The organism is Bacillus sp. ILBB4, from assembly GCF_035064545.1.
In the GTDB taxonomy this organism is placed as follows: domain Bacteria; phylum Bacillota; class Bacilli; order Bacillales; family Bacillaceae_H; genus Priestia.
Window position 1 is genome coordinate 56,588 of sequence record NZ_JAIQVD010000010.1, and the last position, 17,473, is coordinate 74,060.

Consider the following 17,473-nt stretch of genomic DNA (forward strand, 5'->3'; position numbering starts at 1 on the left):
TACAAGATTTTCTTAATAACCCATTATTGAATATAATTAGATAAATAATAAGAGGGTTTTCTTTTTGTTTAAGTGCTGCAAGACATTAATAAGGTGATCAACATCATCTTGAGAAATGGGCAAAAGCGTTGCTAGAGCATTTTTAATATCTGCTAATATACATAAGTCATGTAATTCATGATCAGTGAAGATAGTTTGAAGGGGGTTCAATCTGAATAGTAGTGGGAGATTGTCATATAGGTCAGTTCCACACTTAACAAAAAAAAGTTGTCGCCATAATCGTCCATATTGTGTGATCATCTCGTGTTCGATGATGTTTACTAGTGCTATTTCAATTTCAAACAGTAACATATAAGACTTAAACATGAGCTCTTTTTCCATTTGCATTCCTCCTTTTATAGGACTTTTAAAATAAGTTAAATTATATCCTACGGTCTACTGTGCCTGCCTAGGTATACATCGAAGGCATAGATGCGTTTCTTGGTACTTTTTCATCACCACTACCCATCTCTATTTGACCATCGTTGATTCCTTATCACCTATTAGTGCAATCATTTGAGAAAGGCAAACAACTCTTTGTTTTGAGTTTCGGTCTCAATATAAAAAAAAGCTAAGAATGACTGTTTGAAACTAATGTTTCTGTATCTTATAGATAAAAAGATAAGGTCATTTTAAAATGTCAATCTACTAAAATTCCTAAAACAGTACATTTCATTACTATTTACCTCCATTTTACTACTAATTCTTATATATAACATGACTTTTTACACTTTTATAAGTAAAAATATTCAATTTATTTTATATTAAAGTATGGTTTCGTGTAGTAAAATTAATTTTGCTATAAATGAACAATACAAATGAAAGTATATTTATAAAAGGGGATAAAACAATGAAAAGTCGTCTTATTAAGGTTGTCTCTTCTCTAGCCATAGGAATAGGGATCACTGTAGCTCCAGCTTCATCTTACGCAGCAACACCTAAAACCATGAAAGTACACTACATTGATGTTGGTCAAGGAGATAGTATCTATATTAAGGCTCCTAATGGTGAGGACATTGTAATTGATGGGGGAAACAAAGGCAAAGGAAATGCCGTTGTAAGTTATTTAAAAAAACAAAAGGTCGATGATATTGAAGTATTGATCTCTACTCATCCTGACGCTGATCACATTGGTGGGTTAGATGAAGTCATTAATGCTTTTAAAGTAGAAAATGTTTATGCACCGAAAGTAAGTAATAACACGCAAGCTTATAAAGACTTTTTAAATGCAGTTAAGAAGAAAAAATTAACGATTAAAACAGCACAAGCAGGCGTAAAACTCCCTGTTAAAGATGTAAATGCTCAAATTGTAGGGCCTACTAAAACATATGCCAACAGTGATTTAAATGACTGGAGTGCTGTTATACACATGGCTTATAAGAAGAATACATTTTTATTTACAGGTGATGCTGAAACAAAAGCAGAAGCAGACATGATTAAGGCGAAGAAAACATTGCGTGCAGATGTACTTAAAGTAGGCCATCATGGAGCTAAAACGTCTACAAGTAAAAACTTCTTAGATGTTGTAAAGCCTAAGTATGCAGTCATTAGCGTGGGTAAAAATAGTTATGGACACCCTACTTCACAGGTTGTGAACTTATTAAAAAATTCGAAAGCAAGTATTCTGCGAACAGACCAAAGTGGTACGATTATTATCACTGGCGATGGAACAACTTATTCTGTTAAAAAATCGAGGTAATTATGAAAAAGATAAAAGGAATTATTGATCGATTTGAAGAGGGATTTGCGGTTGTTGAAATTGAAGGCATAACAAAAGATTATCCAAAAGATATCTTCCCTGAGGATGCACAGGTTGGAGATGTTGTTTACATTACAGGAAATAAAGTAACGGTTGATAGGCAAGAAACTAAGAAAAGAGAAGAAGAAATTGAAGACTTGATGAATGAGCTGTGGGAAGATTAAAAACTAGTTCCTATTCATGAAGTATTCTTGCTCTAACATAAGGAATAAGATGACAGTCTCTTACTTTGAGACTGTTTTTTACGAGTTAATTATTAATAAACTGTTTCGAAAAATTTATAATATGTCACTATTAAATAATATCCTTATTAAGGAATAAAACATTGTTATACCATCTTTTATTATTGGTAAAATACACATAAAATTAACAACTTTTAGAGGGGGAACAACTATGTATAAAAAAGGTGTTTTTTTATTAATAACAATAACTTCTTTACTGGTTTCTGGCTGTCAACAAGAAGAAAAAGTCGATTCAAAACCAGTAAAAACTGGAGAGGTTAGTAGGCAGGAGACCAGTGATAATAGTGCTACTAAAACAAATCAAGATAGTAATAATGCTAAAGAAAACAATACTGGGGAATCTTCAACTATAAAAGGTAGCGATCACGCGAGTGCTGTTCACAAAAATAGTAATCAGCAAAACGCAACTAATTCAAATACAGTCTCAAATGACGATTTTGTTACTAAAGATACGGCAGCTCTAGTAATGGCTGACTACATAAATGGACTAACCACTGCAATTAATACTGGACAGTTCAGTAACGTTTCACATGTTTTAAGAGGTTCATTATATAATGACCAACAATCATTGGTAAGCAACTTATATAAGAAGGGTATTAAAGAGAACTGGGTAGATTATTCTGTAGTGAATTTTACGAAAGCAGGTAACTCTTCGGATGGGCCTCTTTATAAAATACAAACTCTAGAGACTGTATCTGTTATACAACCAGATGGATCTCAAAAAACAAATAAATACAATTGGATGTACACAGCAGTGCTTATCAATAATCAATTATACTTAACTGATATAGCTAAAAATGGGCCAATTACTACTGTTTCAAAGACTGGGCCAACTACAAGCACTCCATCAACAAATAGTTCAGGTACAACTATAACTAATAGCAAAAAAGCTTATTATTTAGATTTACTAGAGCAAACTAGAGCTAGTGAAGTACAGCCAGTTAATGATCAGATTGATGGTGACAGAAGACAAGCTTCTGGAGCCAATTATCAAATGTGGGATCAGGTGTTGAACGATATCTATGGTGAATTAAAAAAACAATTAACTGCATCAGAAATGAATGATCTAAAAATCAAACAACGTCAATGGATTAAAGATAGAGATGCTGCTTCTCAAAAAGAGTTGAAAGAAGCTGGAGGAGGAACTTTAGCCTATGCTGAAGAAGCTCGTATTTTACACGAGATGACTAGAGAACGTTGCTACGAGCTAGTTACTTATTATATGAAATAATGAGAAAGTACTATATTTACATGTAGGAATGATTTAATGTATTCAACGTAACAAAGAGCCACTTGTATGAAACAAGTGGCTTTTTATATTGAGTATGTTTTAGATAAAATGTACTAATCGTAACAGAATAAAATCTTTGTTTTTGATATATCCCTTCCTACCCTCTGTTTACCTTCCCCCTCATTGCTAATTCTTGAAAACTCTTAGGTCAATTTCAAAATTATTACTAGATTGACTGCATAATTCGTGTGAGTTCTTTTTCTAAAGCATCGGGCTCGTTTGAGTAATTATAAATCCCTAAAAACTTCTCTATAGCCTCTGGATGGGAACTGATTAGCTTATAGACAGCATTCTGTTGTTCAGAGATGCGTTCATTCTGCGAAATTTGACATCCCATGTGAAACCGAACCATAAACTCGTCTTCTATTGCCTTTTGATATTCTTCAGACATTTGATTTGATTGATTGGATTGTCCCTTATATTTTGAGAGAATATTGGATAATATACGTGCTCCACATATAGCATCATGGATACCTTGTGCCATGCCAGGATCTTTAAAACAAACTGCATCTCCAACCAACGCCCACCCTTTTCCCATTCCTTTATACCAGTAATTATCATATCTGAGAATGCCTTTAACCGGTTCTACTAATTTCGCATTTTTTAAACGCGTCCCTATTGTTGTGTTCGGAAAGTTATCTGTTAAGAAATTGCGTAGACAGCTTTCCGGATTTAATTTCAATCGTCCTATCAATTCCTTATTTTCTAACGGGAAAATGCCGGCGATAACATATAAATTATCATTCGTTGGAAAGAGAATGGCTGTGTTATCTTTTATCTTGTATACTTCAAATTTAGGGACATTGTCATGGCGAAATTCAGAGAAGTACCCGAAATAGATGCCGACTTTAGCCGAAACGCTTATTTTGAGTTCACTTTTTACCAGCTTGCGAATAATTGAGGATCGGCCGTCTGCCCCGACTACCAGGCGAGCTAAAAATTCTTGTTTCTCGTTATTGCCATCTAGACCCTCCACCCCTACTACTGTATCGTCAGCATGAATAACATCCGTCACACGAAACCTTTCTAGAACGGTTACATTCATTTGTGATTTGGCTTGTTCAAGTAGGATCTGATCGAGATAAGTTCTTCTAATGCAGTAACAACTTTCTTCTCCGTCAACCTTTGGGATGAGTCCTTCTATCGCGGTATCTTCAAATTGAAATTTAATATCCTGTACCGGTGGGGCGTTTGTTTCCAATAATTTGTCCATGACACCGATTTCTCGAAGAAGAGCGACAGTATTATTGAAAAAAGTATGGGTTGATAATGTGTCCTTTGGAAAGGTCGCTTGGTCTACTAACAACACATGGAAACCTGCCTTCCCAAGATAAATAGCAAGGGTAGAGCCGGCAACTCTAGCACCGGTAATGATGACATCATACGTCTTATTCATCGTATCGCTCCGTTTCCAAGTACAATTATTAATTTGCGTATCCATTAGAAGGATTCCAAAACTAATGCTCTTACGAGTTAAAGCAATGAGGTAAATTGATAAGGGGATGCTACATACATAAAGTAAGGAAGTTAAAACGAATTAAGTACAGGGAATTTCCACCTGTTAAACAATCAAAAAGAATTTGCGCTAAAAATCGGAATGATATTTTAAGCATTAAATAAAAGCTCATTTACAAGAAGGTACAATAGATGGATTGAAACATAGATATAGATTCTAGACATATATTCCTTTTCCTCTTTTATTCTTTGAGCTTCCTTCCTGTTGAAAGTTCACAAAGTTTAAACAATAAAATGTAAGCGCTTCCATCAGGGGTGTTGTATACTAAATAATATAAAACAATATAACTTTTAACTTGTATGATTTTCTCACAAATTCTGCATGATAATTACTTATTTGAATAACAAATTCCTACATTAGTTATTAGGAAGAAAGGAGAACCGATCGTGATATTGAAAGCATTAAGAAAGAAAGGTGTCATTACCATTAACTATTATCAAAACGCTTTTTTACAAACATGTAAGGGACGTGTAAATGGTCTTAATCTTCATGATCAAACTCTTTCTCTAGAGGATGAACAACACAATATATTCTCTATTCGTTTATCAGGTATTACTGAAATTCATTAAGTCTATCATCATGTAGTTACATTATTTAATATGCTTATTACAGGGAATGTTAATGATAACGCTATAAAAAAGAGGAAGAGAACTCTCTTCCTCTTTTTTATGATTTATTTCCCTTATTAGTACTATTTCTTGTTTCATTTGATTAACTTATTATGCGAAACAAGGGAACACCTACTAACCAGGAAGTTCCCTTGTTATTTCGCTAGATAAAAATTCATCAAAATAAAGATTAAAGAAATAGGCTACAGTGGGGAGAAAGTTTTTTTAAACGGACTACTGTCACATGATCTATAGGAGTTGCATTGAATAAATAGCGCTAGCTACCAGCACTTACGACTAAAATGTTGTATTCGCAGCTCCCCCATACTACTCCAGAATTAATCATAACTCCTCAATAATCTAACCTCTATAAACACTAGCACATGTATCAGGTTTTGGTTCATAATAACAATGATTTTTAAATTGACCAGATGCAGGTTGATCGTACCATGTTGGAGGGCACGGAGCATGTGGATTAAAATACCAAAGAGCAAATTTCGCTGGGTGTTGTCTCCAATAATCCAAATTCTGCTTTGCTAATCTTTTTTCAACACCTCTCGCTCTTTGATAAAAAACATTGCCTTTTTGAACAGCTTCAAACGAAAAGTTCCCCCCCTGTACTTGATAAATGACTTGTGAAACAGTTCTTAAATTTTTAAAGTCTATACAATTTGCTGCAAGACGATTAACAATTACATTTCCGACATATAACATCCCTAGTCTTCCTTCACCTTCAGCTTCTGCTCGCATCATCCTTGCCATTAAGTTTATATCTGCATTTCGGTAACTTACTCTTGCCATTTACTCACCCCAAAAATATAGTATGGAAAAAAGCCTATATTGATGTCATTGTTTATAAGATAGCAATGCTTAGTTTTTATATATTATCGCGCATATTTAAGCATTCCCATTAAATAACTAGATACTGATTACCAAACGAAGTAGTTATTCTTTTGATACTAAGTGGCTACCGTAGTAAGCTTACCTGTCCACTCGAAAAATAAAAAAGAACCCCTTACTACAGTGGGGTAAGATGTTCTAGGCTTTTAGCTACCAGGAGTTGTCCCAAGCGTTTGTTCTTTTTACAAAGCTTACATAGCGTAGATAGCCCTAACATATTTGAATAATAAGGAATACCGTTTTCTTCTTGAATAAAATGGGAATTAGTTAAAAGAAAGTTTTAATCATTTTGAATAGGAGGGAATGTCATGTTTAATGATCATAAAGAAGAAATTCAGGCCTATTTAATTAAAGAGGGTTATAGTGTTAGTAAGTTTTTAAGAAAAGATAGGAATTGTTATTACTTCAGGGTCAATAATATTTGGTTAGGTGATCATATAGTCAAAGTTCAAAATGGATTTCTAGGCTTTTTAAAAGAAAGGGTTAGTGGATAAAGAATAAATGGTCTAGACGCAAAGAGTATATTAAAAAGAATGGTAAAGGAGCAGCCATTTTCGTTGTTATCTCTGTTGATAAAATTAAAATTTTATCAACAGAAAAAGCATTCCTTTTTGAGGAATGCTTTTTCTTAATGTTGAGAAATTATAAATAACCTTTTTCGACCATTTGCGCTTCTGTTAAAACAGGTTGAGCTAGTTCTGCTTGCTTATTTATCATTTCCTTTAATCTTATGTATTGCTCTGGCATTGTAGCAAAAGGGCACCATTTTTTCATTCCTGTATGTTCCATATCTTTATCCTTCTTAGGATTTATGGCCACCTATACCTGAATGCTGGTATTTGATAATGAAATGCCAATGGAGCGAATCGGCATGTCACTATCGTATGTATGTAAGATGGTTAAGCAATACGAAGACTCAGTATCTTAAAAGAGCTTTTTCGCCTTTTTGGAAATTTTATATCATTTTACTAATATTTAAAATAATACTAAATACGAATAACTTATATTTATTTTATGAACTAATATTAAATCCCCAGCATTTTAACAATAATTGAACAGCATCTTCTAACTCACCTTCAGGAATTCCAGCAAAACCAAAAACAATATTAGGAGGTTTTTCTTGTTCTTTTTCAAATGAGTAAGTAGATAATGGATATACCTTTATAGCTTCATCACCTGCTCTTCGAACCAATTCTTTTTCGTCCATCCCATTATTAACCATAAGAACGATATGAAGGCCAGAATGCCCACCAATAATAGAGAGCTTATCTTGATATGGTTTTAATAATTCTAATACTCTTTCAAGCTTACGACGGTAAACCTTTCGCATTCTGTTTAAATGTCTCTCAAAATCACCTTCTTTTAAAAATTGAGCTAAAATATGTTGGTCAATTCTTGAGACAGAAGAGGAGTTATAGAAAGATGGTTTTTCTTTATATTGTCGTAGAAGAGGCCTTGGTAGCACCATATAGCTAATCCTAATAGATGGCATTAGAGATTTTGAAAAAGCGCCCAAATAAATTACTTTTTCGCCAAGATCCATGCTCTGCAAGGCGGGAATGGATTTTCCACTATAACGAAATTCACTATCATAATCATCTTCTATTATATAACGGTTCTTATCTTCTGCAGCCCATTTTAATAGCTTAGTCCGTCGATTTATTGATAACACAGTGCCATACGGAAAGTGGTGGGAAGGGGCTAGATAAACGACATTAATATTTTTTCGATAAACATCTTCTACTTTTACACCCTCTTCATCTACTCCAAGAGGATAAACTTCATTTTGAAAAATCTTGAGCATCTTTAAAATTAAATGGTAACCTGGGTCCTCTACACCATAAATCGTTTCTTTGTTAAAAAGGAGCAAGAGTTGGTGTAATAAGTTTTCAATCCCGGCCCCAACAATAATTTGATTAGGTGAACATTGTACTCCTCTAGCGTGGTACAAATAATGAGCAATTTCCTCCCGTAATTCTATTTCTCCTTGTGAGTCTCCAAGTAATAATAAGGACTGATTATCCTTGTGAATTGTGTCTTTGGCATACTTACGCCAAATGGAAAAAGGGAAATTCTCAGTATCAATGGAGCTTGGATGAAAGTTGTATTTTATGTCTTTCTTAGTTATTTCAATATTCTCTCGCAAATGGTGGTTTACTTGTATATATTCTAAGTCGTCATAGGCCATAACAAAGTATCCTTTACGGGGAGATGCCTCTACATATCCTTCTGCAGCCAGTTGCTCATAAGCTGTCTCAACAGTATTCCGACCTATTTTTAGAAAACTAGATAGCTTCCGTTTGGACGGTAATTTTGTTCCGTAAGAAAGGCGTCCTTCTATGATTTCTTTTTTTATATGCGAATATAATTGTTCATATAATGGTATACCATTTAGTCTATTTAATTGACATGATAACATTTCCACTTCTAACAACCTCCCTGTAACTGGACCTATTGTTTTTTGAAAAACTGGCACTTCCAATAAAGTCAATTACTTTTTATACTATTTCATATATTCGTAAAATACAAGAGTTAGTGAAATGGAGTGTATGAAATGAAGAAATCATTAGGTACTGATCGTGTAAAACGAGGAATGGCAGAAATGCAAAAAGGTGGCGTTATCATGGACGTTATCAATGCAGAGCAAGCAAAAATTGCAGAAGCAGCAGGTGCTGTTGCTGTTATGGCATTAGAACGCGTTCCAGCTGATATTCGAGCAGCAGGTGGCGTGTCTCGTATGGCAGATCCGACAATTGTAGAGGAAGTAATGAATGCTGTATCTATTCCGGTTATGGCAAAAGCGAGAATTGGGCACATTGTAGAAGCACGTGTACTAGAAGCAATGGGTGTAGACTATATTGATGAAAGTGAAGTACTTACACCTGCGGATGAGGAATTTCACCTTAACAAAAGCACATTCACGGTGCCATTTGTTTGTGGATGCCGTGATTTAGGAGAAGCAGCAAGACGAATTGGTGAAGGTGCTGCCATGCTTCGCACAAAAGGTGAACCAGGAACAGGAAACATTGTAGAAGCAGTACGCCATATGCGTAAAGTAAATGCGCAAGTACGTAAAGTTGTGGGTATGGACGAAGATGAGTTAATGACAGAAGCTAAACTATTAGGCGCACCTTATGAGTTATTACTGCAAATTAAACGTGAAGGTCGTTTACCAGTTGTCAACTTTGCTGCAGGTGGTGTAGCTACACCTGCAGATGCAGCATTAATGATGCAATTAGGAGCAGATGGTGTGTTCGTTGGATCAGGTATCTTTAAATCGGATAATCCAGAAAAATTTGCTCGTTCAATCGTAGAAGCAACAACCCATTACCAAGATTATGAGTTAATTGCGAAACTCTCAAAGGGCTTAGGGAATGCGATGAAAGGCATTGAAATTTCTTCGATTTCACTAGAGAATCGCATGCAAGAACGAGGCTGGTAATTTATAAATAAATAATGTCTCTTACAGAAAGCTATTCTTTTTGCTGACTCAGTTTTTTCCTTGAAATACAAAGATCATTTCTGAAAACTAATTTTTGTTATTGAAAAGACCATTGCATAGAATGAGCAATGGTCTTTTTTCCTTCTATATCCTTAATGATTTTATCATTATCTAATATATTGTATTCTTCTAATATGCATGTGTAATTAATACACAAAAGAAAAACAGGGGCCAAACAGTCCCGAAAACTATAAGTGAGATACGCATAACTTTTTCTGCCGAAATCTTAAATAGTTTTTCAATGATAACAAAGAGGATTTTTAATATCCATATATCAGGAGCCGAACTAATTTCGTCATATGGACGCTTCCACCCTCCATAGATAAAGATAAGCCCTACTAAAATTATATAACAAATAATAACAACTGCCATTCAAGTCCTATCTTCATTTATGGTCTAAATACCGCCTAAATACTTTTCTTCATGCCACAATCCCGGCATTCACGCAAGAAAACGCCACCTTTTACCGAACTTTTGAAGTAAGATGAATTGCAATTATCGCATCGGCCACTCACCTTATCCGGAAATTCAGCATAGTCATACACTTTATCAAGATCGATTTCTTGCTCTTTTATTTCTTCCAGGTTAATCACTCTTTTCTATTTGGCTTTTCTTAGACTAACGCAATTACACCTATATAATAGGGTTATGTTAAATTCACTCTGGTTTTTCCACTAGTTGCATCTAGAAAATTTGCGCTTCTTGAATACCGGCTCTTTGGAGTTCCTGTTTAAAGGATTCTCCTTCTTTTAGTTTAATGATTCTCTTCGAACCGTGACGTAACGTGTATACTCTAAAATTGTACATGAATGTACCTCCACCAAAATAAATGCTTCCTGTACATGATTTTTTTAGGAACTAAGCCAAGCGAGCATCGATTAGCTCGCTTAATCTCATTTTATTCTTTAACTCAAATACGTCGTCAATGAAAATAAATAAATCCCCTAAAGAATCAACAAACTGAATGAATCCTGTCGCTGTTATGCATTGGCCTCTCTTATAATATGTAAGGTACACTTGTTTATTTGTATGTAAGGCTTCAATTAAGGTGAAATTCATCTGTTCCATTTGCTCTTCTGTTAAAACAGGTTAAGCTACTTCTGATTGCTTATTTATAATTTCCTTTAACCCTATGTATTGCTCTGGCATTGTAGCAAAAGGGCGCCATTTTTTCATTCCTCTATGTTGATGCATGGTATCTTTCCTTTTAAGAATATCAAAGAGACGACTTCGTGCTTTTCTCCCTTCCTTCTTTAATAAGGAGTGGCAGCTAATATTTAAATAACAGTTCGTCATTATTAAAATATCACTCACTTCTATGAGACCTATCTAAATAAAACGTACGCGGAATGAATAATAATTCTCTTGATTTATCTATTATATATAAATATAATGTAACTGAAGTACGCAAAAAGAGAACATCAGATTTAAAATATAGTTTTCGTTATTATAGTTTTTTCGATTCCATTCATTACCTATATACAAAAAAAGGATGTTCATTATAATGAAATTACAGTATGAAGAGGATAAAGAAGATACTCCAACTTAATGCTGTAGGTCGTTAATTAAGTTACAAATGGAATAAATCCTAAATTCCTTTAGCTTTCGGAGAAGATATATGCAGTTATTACGGTTAAGATTTTTGAAAGCGATATCATTTTAATTAAAGAAAAACATTTTAACAAACTATAGAGATATATAGTGTTATTGCTGCCTTATCTCTAGACACTTGATAAAGGAGAAGATATTTCTTTATAGGAAATGAGGGAATAATAGATTAGGATACTATTGTCCAATTGTAGAGGCATAAATATAGAATTGACTGTTACTATTTTTATATGAATGTTAGACAAAAGACAGAACTCCAAAAAGGTTAAAAGGATAATGGAAAAACTCTTTAAAAACAATCTTATATACTCAAGTATATAAGGTGAGCCGAAAAAGTGTATTTTTAAAACGAAGATTATGAAAACGCTTTACTGAGAGGAGCGCTAATTCCAAATCATATGATTACCATTTATGTTCAAGATTATCCATCCATTAGACTTATTTTTAATTATTGTCTTTTTTATAGAAGCTAGCCTAAGCATAGGCACTCTATAATTACATTAATGAACAGAGAATTGAAAGGGGTTACAAATATGAAGAAATTCGGATTAGCTACACAAATATTTATTGGACTTGCGTTCGGGATTGCTATAGGTGCTATTTTTTATGGAAATAGTACAGTGATGGCCATTCTTCAACCTTTAGGTGATATTTTTCTTCACCTCATTAAAATGATTGTTATTCCTATCGTTGTATCCGCACTCATCGTATCTATAGCTGGTGTGGGTGATATTAAAAAGTTAGGAAGACTAGGTGGAAAAACCATTCTTTATTTTGAAATTGTTACTACAATTGCATTAGCAGTGGGCTTATTAGCCGCAAATTTATTCCATCCAGGTACCGGTATAGATATGGGGAACCTTGAGAAAGGTGATATATCCAAATATGAAGAAACATCTAAAACAACGGAGAGTGCAGGTGTAGCAGCTCAAATCGTTCATATTATCCCAACTAATATATTCCAATCGTTGACTGAAGGGAATTTATTAGCGATTATCTTTTTCTCAGTCTTATTTGGTCTAGGAGTTGCAGCCATTGGAGAAAAAGGCAAACCAGTCTTAAACTTTTTTGAAGGTGTACTGGAATCCATGTTTTGGATGACAAACTTAGTTATGAAATTTGCCCCATTTGGTGTATTTGCTTTAATTGGTTTGAATGTGGCGAAGTTTGGAATTGGTTCATTAATCCCTTTAGGAAAGTTAGTACTCGTTATATACCTGACCATGATTTTCTTTGTTTTTGTAGTATTAGGTATTATTGCAAAAATGGCTGGAACTAATGTTTTAGTGCTTATAAAAATCTTAAAAGATGAGTTAATTTTAGCGTTTACAACCGCAAGCTCTGAAGCAGTATTACCAAGGTTAATGACTAAAATGGAGAACTTTGGGTGTCCGAAAGCTGTCACATCATTTGTTATTCCGACAGGCTACACGTTTAACCTTGATGGATCATCAATTTACCAAGCCATTGCTGCACTTTTCATTGCACAAATGTATGGCATTCATTTATCTTTCATAGAACAAATTACACTTTTACTTGTGTTGATGTTGACTTCTAAGGGAATGGCAGGAGTTGCAGGAGCATCATTTGTTGTTGTATTAACAACACTGGGTTCAATGGGATTACCTCTAGAAGGTATGGCATTCATTGCTGGTATTGATCGCATTTTAGATATGCTTCGTACATCTGTCAACGTAGTAGGTAACGCATTAGCTGCTATTGTGATGTCTAAGTGGGAAGGCGGATTCGATAAAGAAAAAGCAAAGCATTATACAGATTCTATTAGAAAATCGGACGTAGCTTAAAATAATTTATTTGTTTATAAAGAAGGAGATCAATATTATGACAAATATAGGAACACTTGAAAAACAAGATGTAAGAATTGAAAAAGATTTCCTAGGTACAAAAGAAGTTCCTACTTATGCTTATTATGGGATTCAAACATTACGTGCAGTTGAAAACTTCCCAATAACAGGTTACCGAATTCACCCGGAACTCATTAAAGCATTAGGAATCGTTAAAAAGGCTGCTGCTCTTGCTAATGTGGATGTTAAACGCTTATATGAAGGTTTAGGAAGTGTAATTGTTAAAGCAGCAGATGAAGTTATTGAAGGAAAAAAAGATGAGTATTTCATTGTTGATCCAATACAGGGTGGTGCCGGTACTTCAATAAATATGAATACAAATGAGGTTATTGCAAATCGGGCTTTAGAATTGCTTGGTCATCCAAAAGGATCCTATTCGGAATTAAGTCCAAATAGTCATGTGAATATGTCGCAATCTACAAATGATGTATTCCCAACAGCGATTCATATAGCAACGCTCAATTTATTAGAAAAGCTGTTAAAAACGATGAGCGAGATGCAATCCGTATTTCAAGAAAAAGCCCAACAATTTGACCACATTATAAAAATGGGACGTACTCACTTACAAGATGCTGTTCCAATCAGACTTGGTCAAGAGTTTGAAGCTTATAGTCGTGTTTTAGAGCGTGATATGAAACGTATTAAACAATCATTTGACCACTTATATGAAGTCAACATGGGAGCCACAGCCGTAGGAACAGGTTTAAACGCAGATCCTCGTTATATTGAATGTGTTGTGAGACATCTAGCTCATATTAGTGAGTTACCATTACGAGGTGCCGACCATCTTGTTGATGCTACTCAGAATACCGATGCTTATACAGAAGTCTCTGCTAGCTTAAAAATTTGCATGATTAATATGTCTAAAATTGCGAATGATATCCGATTAATGGCATCTGGCCCTCGTGCAGGATTAGCTGAACTTATTTTACCAGCTCGTCAACCTGGTTCATCCATTATGCCTGGAAAGGTCAATCCTGTCATGCCTGAAATGATTAATCAAGTAGCTTTTCAAGTTATAGGTAATGATCATACAATTTGTCTGGCATCAGAAGCAGGTCAACTTGAACTAAATGTGATGGAGCCTGTTCTTGTGTTTAACTTGCTTCAGTCAATCAGTATTATGAATAACGCATTCCATGTCTTCACAAACCATTGTCTAAGAGGCATTGAAGCAAATGAGGGACGTTTAAAAGAGTATGTAGAAAAAAGTGTAGGGATTATTACAGCCGTAAATCCCCATATCGGATATGAAGTAGCAGCACGAATTGCTAGAGAGGCTATTTTAAATGGAAAGTCGGTACGAGAACTATGTTTGCAATATGACGTGTTGACTGAGGAGGAACTTGAATTAATTTTGAATCCCTATGAAATGACGAACCCAGGTATATCTGGCAGCTCTCTTTTTGACAGAAATTAATTTTTAAAAGCGTACTCCATATTAAGTTTATCGTATAAGCCACCTACTTTGGATATCCCTAGGTGGCTTATTTTCTGTATACACATCAAAAAATACCACCTAAATGCTTTTCTTCATGCCACACTCTCGACATTCACGTAGAAAAATGCCACCTTTTACAGAACTTTTGAAGTAGGATGAATTGCAGTGATCGCATCTTCCACTCACCTTATCCGGGTATTCGACATAGTCATACACTTTATCAAGATCTATTTCTTGCTACTGTTTTCTTCCAATAAAGCACTCGTTTGAACAACAAAAAAGGACATTAATACATTTGTTTTCAAGGGACCCTGATTCCTATAAAGTGCGTCTCTACAATTTAATTAACAAACAAATTGATGGTATCTTCCTGTATTGTATACTGCCCCATTATTTCTCCAACACCAGTGATTAAAAGGGAATTACCAGTTTCCAATGGTTTATCCTTTAATACGATTAGTAATTTATTTATATTTTTTAATCCTTCTGCACAATAGGTAAGAGATGGTTGTTGAACAAGGTATTCTTGGTTATTTATCCTTACTTTTATATAATTTTTATGTAATAATTTGCATTCAAAAGGGACAATATTCATCGGATCAAAAGATAAAGCAATGATTTCTCCTTCGATAAAAAGATGGGTTCCTATCTGTGCTTCGAATTCATCAAGTTCTTTCTTCCTTGATTCAACCGCAAAATTTACTGCTGCTTCTGTTTCCGGGCTTATTTGGACCCCTTCAATTGCCTGTTTTCGAGGAGCAATATCAAGAAGTTTAATTAACTCAAATAGTGTTGTTTTAGTCCCCAAAAAACTTTCCTTCCAATCAGGTGACAATTCATCCAACAACAAACACATAAATAAGCCTGAACTATAACAGCTCCGCCTTGTATTAGAAGTGGATTCAACGGCGTTTATTAGATTTTTTCCATATCTTTTTAAAACTAAATCATCAGCGAGCGAAGATTTTTCTGAAAAAGCCTTTAGTTCAACGTACCAGGCAGGACCTTCAACAGATTCAATTAAATTTTCATATGTTAGATGCTCTTTTATTCCTTCTGCCCTTTTTTCCCTTATGCCGATAAACTTCTTTAAATACTTTTTCTTTTTACTGATATCAGTTTCTAATAATGCATTATAAAGATTTTTTCTTTCGCGATTTCGAATTTCTACATTCTCTTTTGTTAAGGGATAGGTTATTCCCAGCGTTTCATCAGGAAAGCGTTTTTCCCCTTTTACATATTGATTTCCGTGGAATAATTCGTGAACCAATATTGAAAAAAGTCCTTCATAGTCATCGTACAGTTCCATATCAGCAATAGCCGTAGGATAGCCATCAAATAGAATAAGCGTATTTCCCGCAAACTGCTCGTCCCGTTTTAAGATTTCATATGATTTAGGAGGAATGTTATTATACCTAGGATGATTGAACAGGAATACACTGTTTTCGTCGTACAATGCATAAGCAACAAGTTCGAAATTTGGCCAATACGTTTCTAAGTTCGTATTAGTTAAGTCTTTGGCAATCCGACTCGGAAAATGATTCATTCTTTTCATCCCCTATACTAAATTTCCTTCATTGTTAATTCCGGAAGGAAAGAGAATATTCTTTTTTTATAAAAAAAGATTTGCTCAACTCTACTCTCCTGTTACTTGAACAAGATTACTGTTATCATACTTATTTTAACACAAAGTTCCAATAATTGGTTTTTTTGTTGGCGAGCTTATATCAAAATTTTGCACACTAAAGAAGCCGTTTTATATACATTTTATTTTCCTTCTATATCAAAAAAAAGTTCGTAAATATGTGTGTTTTTCAGAAGACGTTCGGAATTTATTTTTAAACTTTAACGAACAACAAAAACGATAGGTTTCTTATACAAAATAAAGTCCGTAAACGTATACTTTTACTGACTTTTTAAGTCTATTTATATCTTTTTGTTGATTATAATAACTAGTGTAAATGAGATATGAGGTCTATCTATGATTGACCAACAAGATAAATATTGGTAACATAAACTGACGAACGTTCGGAAGGAGATGAGATTGTGACATTTAATCAGCTTAAAGAAGCAGCTCTAAGACAATTTGCACTAAATGGTTATGAAGGAACTTCGTTATCATCCCTTGCTAATGAAGTTGGGATTAAAAAGCAATCTATATATACATATTTTAAAAGCAAAGAAGAGCTTTTTGTTCACTCTTTTAACGAATCTCTATCACGTGAACTATATTTTATAGAACACTTTTTTCAAGGAACCAATCGTACTTTATCTTTAGAGAAGGTATTATATAAGTTCTTAATAGAGTATTTAGATCGTTATGAAAGAAATTTCAACACAAGCTTTTTTATCCGAACCTCATATTTCCCCCCACAGCAGCTTAGGGAGCTGATAGTACGTGACTCCTACCAAATAACAAATAATTTAGAGTGTTTATTAGAAACATTATTTAAAGAAAAAGAGCATTTATTAAATTCTCAATTTAGCGCTGATACTGCTACAGCAGCCTATCTGACTATATTAGATGGTTTATTTGTAGAAATGTTGTATGGAGGAAGGTCAGAGCGTTTAGATAAAAGAATCTCTTCAACTTGGAATGTCTTTTGGCAAGGAATTAATGGTAGTAAACGAGCATAGACATCAAGCTTTTTTAACTTTCATTTACGTAAATCTTTATTCCTACCAAATGAAAGGAGGAAAAA

18 protein-coding genes and 1 pseudogene are annotated in these 17,473 nt (G+C 34.2%); 9 read left to right on the forward strand and 10 right to left on the reverse strand.

Annotation, left to right across the window (positions count from 1 at the left end; all coding sequences use genetic code 11):
- Positions 1-36: 36 nt before the first annotated feature.
- A complete protein-coding gene (locus LAV82_RS26410) occupies positions 37-381 on the reverse strand; it encodes a hypothetical protein (protein ID WP_499717284.1) in 345 nt (114 codons plus the stop codon).
- A 508-nt stretch (positions 382-889) separates the two neighbouring features.
- On the opposite strand from LAV82_RS26410, the gene LAV82_RS26415 reads away from it, so the two are divergent.
- The 3 genes from LAV82_RS26415 (at position 890) to LAV82_RS26425 (ending at position 3,271) form a co-directional block, all read left to right on the forward strand.
- Positions 890-1,738 (forward strand): ComEC/Rec2 family competence protein, encoded by an 849-nt coding sequence (locus tag LAV82_RS26415; protein ID WP_211079260.1) that lies wholly within the window; start codon positions 890-892, stop codon positions 1,736-1,738.
- A 2-nt stretch (positions 1,739-1,740) separates the two neighbouring features.
- Positions 1,741-1,962: a DUF3006 domain-containing protein gene (locus tag LAV82_RS26420; protein ID WP_211079259.1), complete on the forward strand. Its 222-nt coding sequence runs from the start codon at positions 1,741-1,743 to the stop codon at positions 1,960-1,962.
- Between the two features lie 229 nt (positions 1,963-2,191).
- Positions 2,192-3,271 (forward strand): lysozyme inhibitor LprI family protein, encoded by a 1,080-nt coding sequence (locus LAV82_RS26425; RefSeq protein WP_499717285.1) that lies wholly within the window; start codon positions 2,192-2,194, stop codon positions 3,269-3,271.
- Between the two features lie 226 nt (positions 3,272-3,497).
- On the opposite strand, the gene LAV82_RS26430 is transcribed toward LAV82_RS26425, so the two are convergent.
- Positions 3,498-4,727, reverse strand: coding sequence for an NAD(P)/FAD-dependent oxidoreductase (locus tag LAV82_RS26430; protein WP_499717286.1), 1,230 nt, complete (start codon positions 4,725-4,727; stop codon positions 3,498-3,500).
- A gap of 506 nt (positions 4,728-5,233) precedes the next feature.
- On the opposite strand from LAV82_RS26430, the gene LAV82_RS26435 reads away from it, so the two are divergent.
- Complete coding sequence (locus LAV82_RS26435; RefSeq protein WP_499717287.1) at positions 5,234-5,416, forward strand: YolD-like family protein; 183 nt, start codon at positions 5,234-5,236, stop codon at positions 5,414-5,416.
- A gap of 399 nt (positions 5,417-5,815) precedes the next feature.
- Here LAV82_RS26435 and LAV82_RS26440 read toward each other — a convergent pair whose 3' ends face one another.
- Positions 5,816-6,256, reverse strand: a complete 441-nt coding sequence (locus LAV82_RS26440) for a cell wall hydrolase (protein WP_499717288.1) — start codon at positions 6,254-6,256, stop codon at positions 5,816-5,818.
- A gap of 407 nt (positions 6,257-6,663) precedes the next feature.
- Here LAV82_RS26440 and LAV82_RS26445 point away from each other — a divergent pair, with 407 nt between their 5' ends.
- Entirely contained in the window at positions 6,664-6,849 is a 186-nt protein-coding gene (locus tag LAV82_RS26445; protein WP_499717289.1) for a hypothetical protein, read from the forward strand.
- A 148-nt stretch (positions 6,850-6,997) separates the two neighbouring features.
- Here the strand turns inward: LAV82_RS26445 and LAV82_RS26450 are convergent, their stop codons facing one another.
- A complete protein-coding gene (locus tag LAV82_RS26450; RefSeq protein WP_499717290.1) occupies positions 6,998-7,144 on the reverse strand; it encodes a hypothetical protein in 147 nt (48 codons plus the stop codon).
- A 223-nt stretch (positions 7,145-7,367) separates the two neighbouring features.
- Positions 7,368-8,780: a MocR-like pyridoxine biosynthesis transcription factor PdxR gene (gene pdxR, locus LAV82_RS26455; RefSeq protein ID WP_499717291.1), complete on the reverse strand. Its 1,413-nt coding sequence runs from the start codon at positions 8,778-8,780 to the stop codon at positions 7,368-7,370.
- 129 nt (positions 8,781-8,909) lie between these two features.
- On the opposite strand from pdxR, the gene pdxS reads away from it, so the two are divergent.
- Complete coding sequence (gene pdxS / locus LAV82_RS26460) at positions 8,910-9,797, forward strand: pyridoxal 5'-phosphate synthase lyase subunit PdxS (RefSeq protein WP_499717292.1); 888 nt, start codon at positions 8,910-8,912, stop codon at positions 9,795-9,797.
- Between the two features lie 467 nt (positions 9,798-10,264).
- Here the strand turns inward: pdxS and LAV82_RS26465 are convergent, their stop codons facing one another.
- The 3 genes and pseudogenes from LAV82_RS26465 to LAV82_RS26475 form a co-directional block, all read right to left on the reverse strand.
- Positions 10,265-10,441, reverse strand: a complete 177-nt coding sequence (locus LAV82_RS26465; protein WP_499717319.1) for a DUF8096 family protein — start codon at positions 10,439-10,441, stop codon at positions 10,265-10,267.
- A 100-nt stretch (positions 10,442-10,541) separates the two neighbouring features.
- Complete coding sequence (locus tag LAV82_RS26470) at positions 10,542-10,664, reverse strand: hypothetical protein (protein ID WP_499717293.1); 123 nt, start codon at positions 10,662-10,664, stop codon at positions 10,542-10,544.
- A 51-nt stretch (positions 10,665-10,715) separates the two neighbouring features.
- Positions 10,716-10,934 (reverse strand): annotated as a pseudogene (locus LAV82_RS26475) (YolD-like family protein); the annotation flags it as partial.
- Positions 10,935-11,998: 1,064 nt separating this feature from the next.
- On the opposite strand from LAV82_RS26475, the gene LAV82_RS26480 reads away from it, so the two are divergent.
- Positions 11,999-13,270: a cation:dicarboxylate symporter family transporter gene (locus LAV82_RS26480; protein WP_098598880.1), complete on the forward strand. Its 1,272-nt coding sequence runs from the start codon at positions 11,999-12,001 to the stop codon at positions 13,268-13,270.
- A gap of 37 nt (positions 13,271-13,307) precedes the next feature.
- Positions 13,308-14,750, forward strand: a complete 1,443-nt coding sequence (gene aspA / locus LAV82_RS26485) for an aspartate ammonia-lyase (RefSeq protein WP_499717294.1) — start codon at positions 13,308-13,310, stop codon at positions 14,748-14,750.
- A gap of 99 nt (positions 14,751-14,849) precedes the next feature.
- On the opposite strand, the gene LAV82_RS26490 is transcribed toward aspA, so the two are convergent.
- Together LAV82_RS26490 and LAV82_RS26495 are read right to left on the reverse strand one after the other, a co-directional pair.
- On the reverse strand, positions 14,850-15,002 hold the full coding sequence (locus LAV82_RS26490) for a DUF8096 family protein (RefSeq protein WP_098240108.1): 153 nt from the start codon (positions 15,000-15,002) through the stop codon (positions 14,850-14,852).
- A gap of 109 nt (positions 15,003-15,111) precedes the next feature.
- Positions 15,112-16,317: a hypothetical protein gene (locus tag LAV82_RS26495; RefSeq protein ID WP_499717295.1), complete on the reverse strand. Its 1,206-nt coding sequence runs from the start codon at positions 16,315-16,317 to the stop codon at positions 15,112-15,114.
- Positions 16,318-16,817: 500 nt separating this feature from the next.
- Between LAV82_RS26495 and LAV82_RS26500 the strand changes: the two genes are divergently transcribed.
- Positions 16,818-17,408 carry a TetR/AcrR family transcriptional regulator gene (locus LAV82_RS26500; RefSeq protein ID WP_499717296.1) on the forward strand — a complete coding sequence of 197 codons (591 nt, stop codon included), beginning with the start codon at positions 16,818-16,820 and terminating at the stop codon, positions 17,406-17,408.
- Positions 17,409-17,473 lie beyond the last annotated feature (65 nt).

Excerpts from the sequence above, each read along its gene's own strand:
- LAV82_RS26410 (WP_499717284.1), bottom strand. The coding sequence starts at position 381 with ATGGAAAAAGAGCTCATGTTTAAGTCTTATATGTTACTGTTTGAAATT.
- LAV82_RS26415 (WP_211079260.1), top strand. The coding sequence starts at position 890 with ATGAAAAGTCGTCTTATTAAGGTTGTCTCTTCTCTAGCCATAGGAATA.
- LAV82_RS26420 (WP_211079259.1), top strand. The coding sequence starts at position 1,741 with ATGAAAAAGATAAAAGGAATTATTGATCGATTTGAAGAGGGATTTGCG.
- LAV82_RS26425 (WP_499717285.1), top strand. The coding sequence starts at position 2,192 with ATGTATAAAAAAGGTGTTTTTTTATTAATAACAATAACTTCTTTACTG.
- LAV82_RS26430 (WP_499717286.1), bottom strand. The coding sequence starts at position 4,727 with ATGAATAAGACGTATGATGTCATCATTACCGGTGCTAGAGTTGCCGGC.
- LAV82_RS26440 (WP_499717288.1), bottom strand. The coding sequence starts at position 6,256 with ATGGCAAGAGTAAGTTACCGAAATGCAGATATAAACTTAATGGCAAGG.
- LAV82_RS26445 (WP_499717289.1), top strand. The coding sequence starts at position 6,664 with ATGTTTAATGATCATAAAGAAGAAATTCAGGCCTATTTAATTAAAGAG.
- LAV82_RS26450 (WP_499717290.1), bottom strand. The coding sequence starts at position 7,144 with ATGGAACATACAGGAATGAAAAAATGGTGCCCTTTTGCTACAATGCCA.
- pdxS (WP_499717292.1), top strand. The coding sequence starts at position 8,910 with ATGAAGAAATCATTAGGTACTGATCGTGTAAAACGAGGAATGGCAGAA.
- LAV82_RS26470 (WP_499717293.1), bottom strand. The coding sequence starts at position 10,664 with ATGTACAATTTTAGAGTATACACGTTACGTCACGGTTCGAAGAGAATC.
- LAV82_RS26480 (WP_098598880.1), top strand. The coding sequence starts at position 11,999 with ATGAAGAAATTCGGATTAGCTACACAAATATTTATTGGACTTGCGTTC.
- aspA (WP_499717294.1), top strand. The coding sequence starts at position 13,308 with ATGACAAATATAGGAACACTTGAAAAACAAGATGTAAGAATTGAAAAA.
- LAV82_RS26495 (WP_499717295.1), bottom strand. The coding sequence starts at position 16,317 with ATGAATCATTTTCCGAGTCGGATTGCCAAAGACTTAACTAATACGAAC.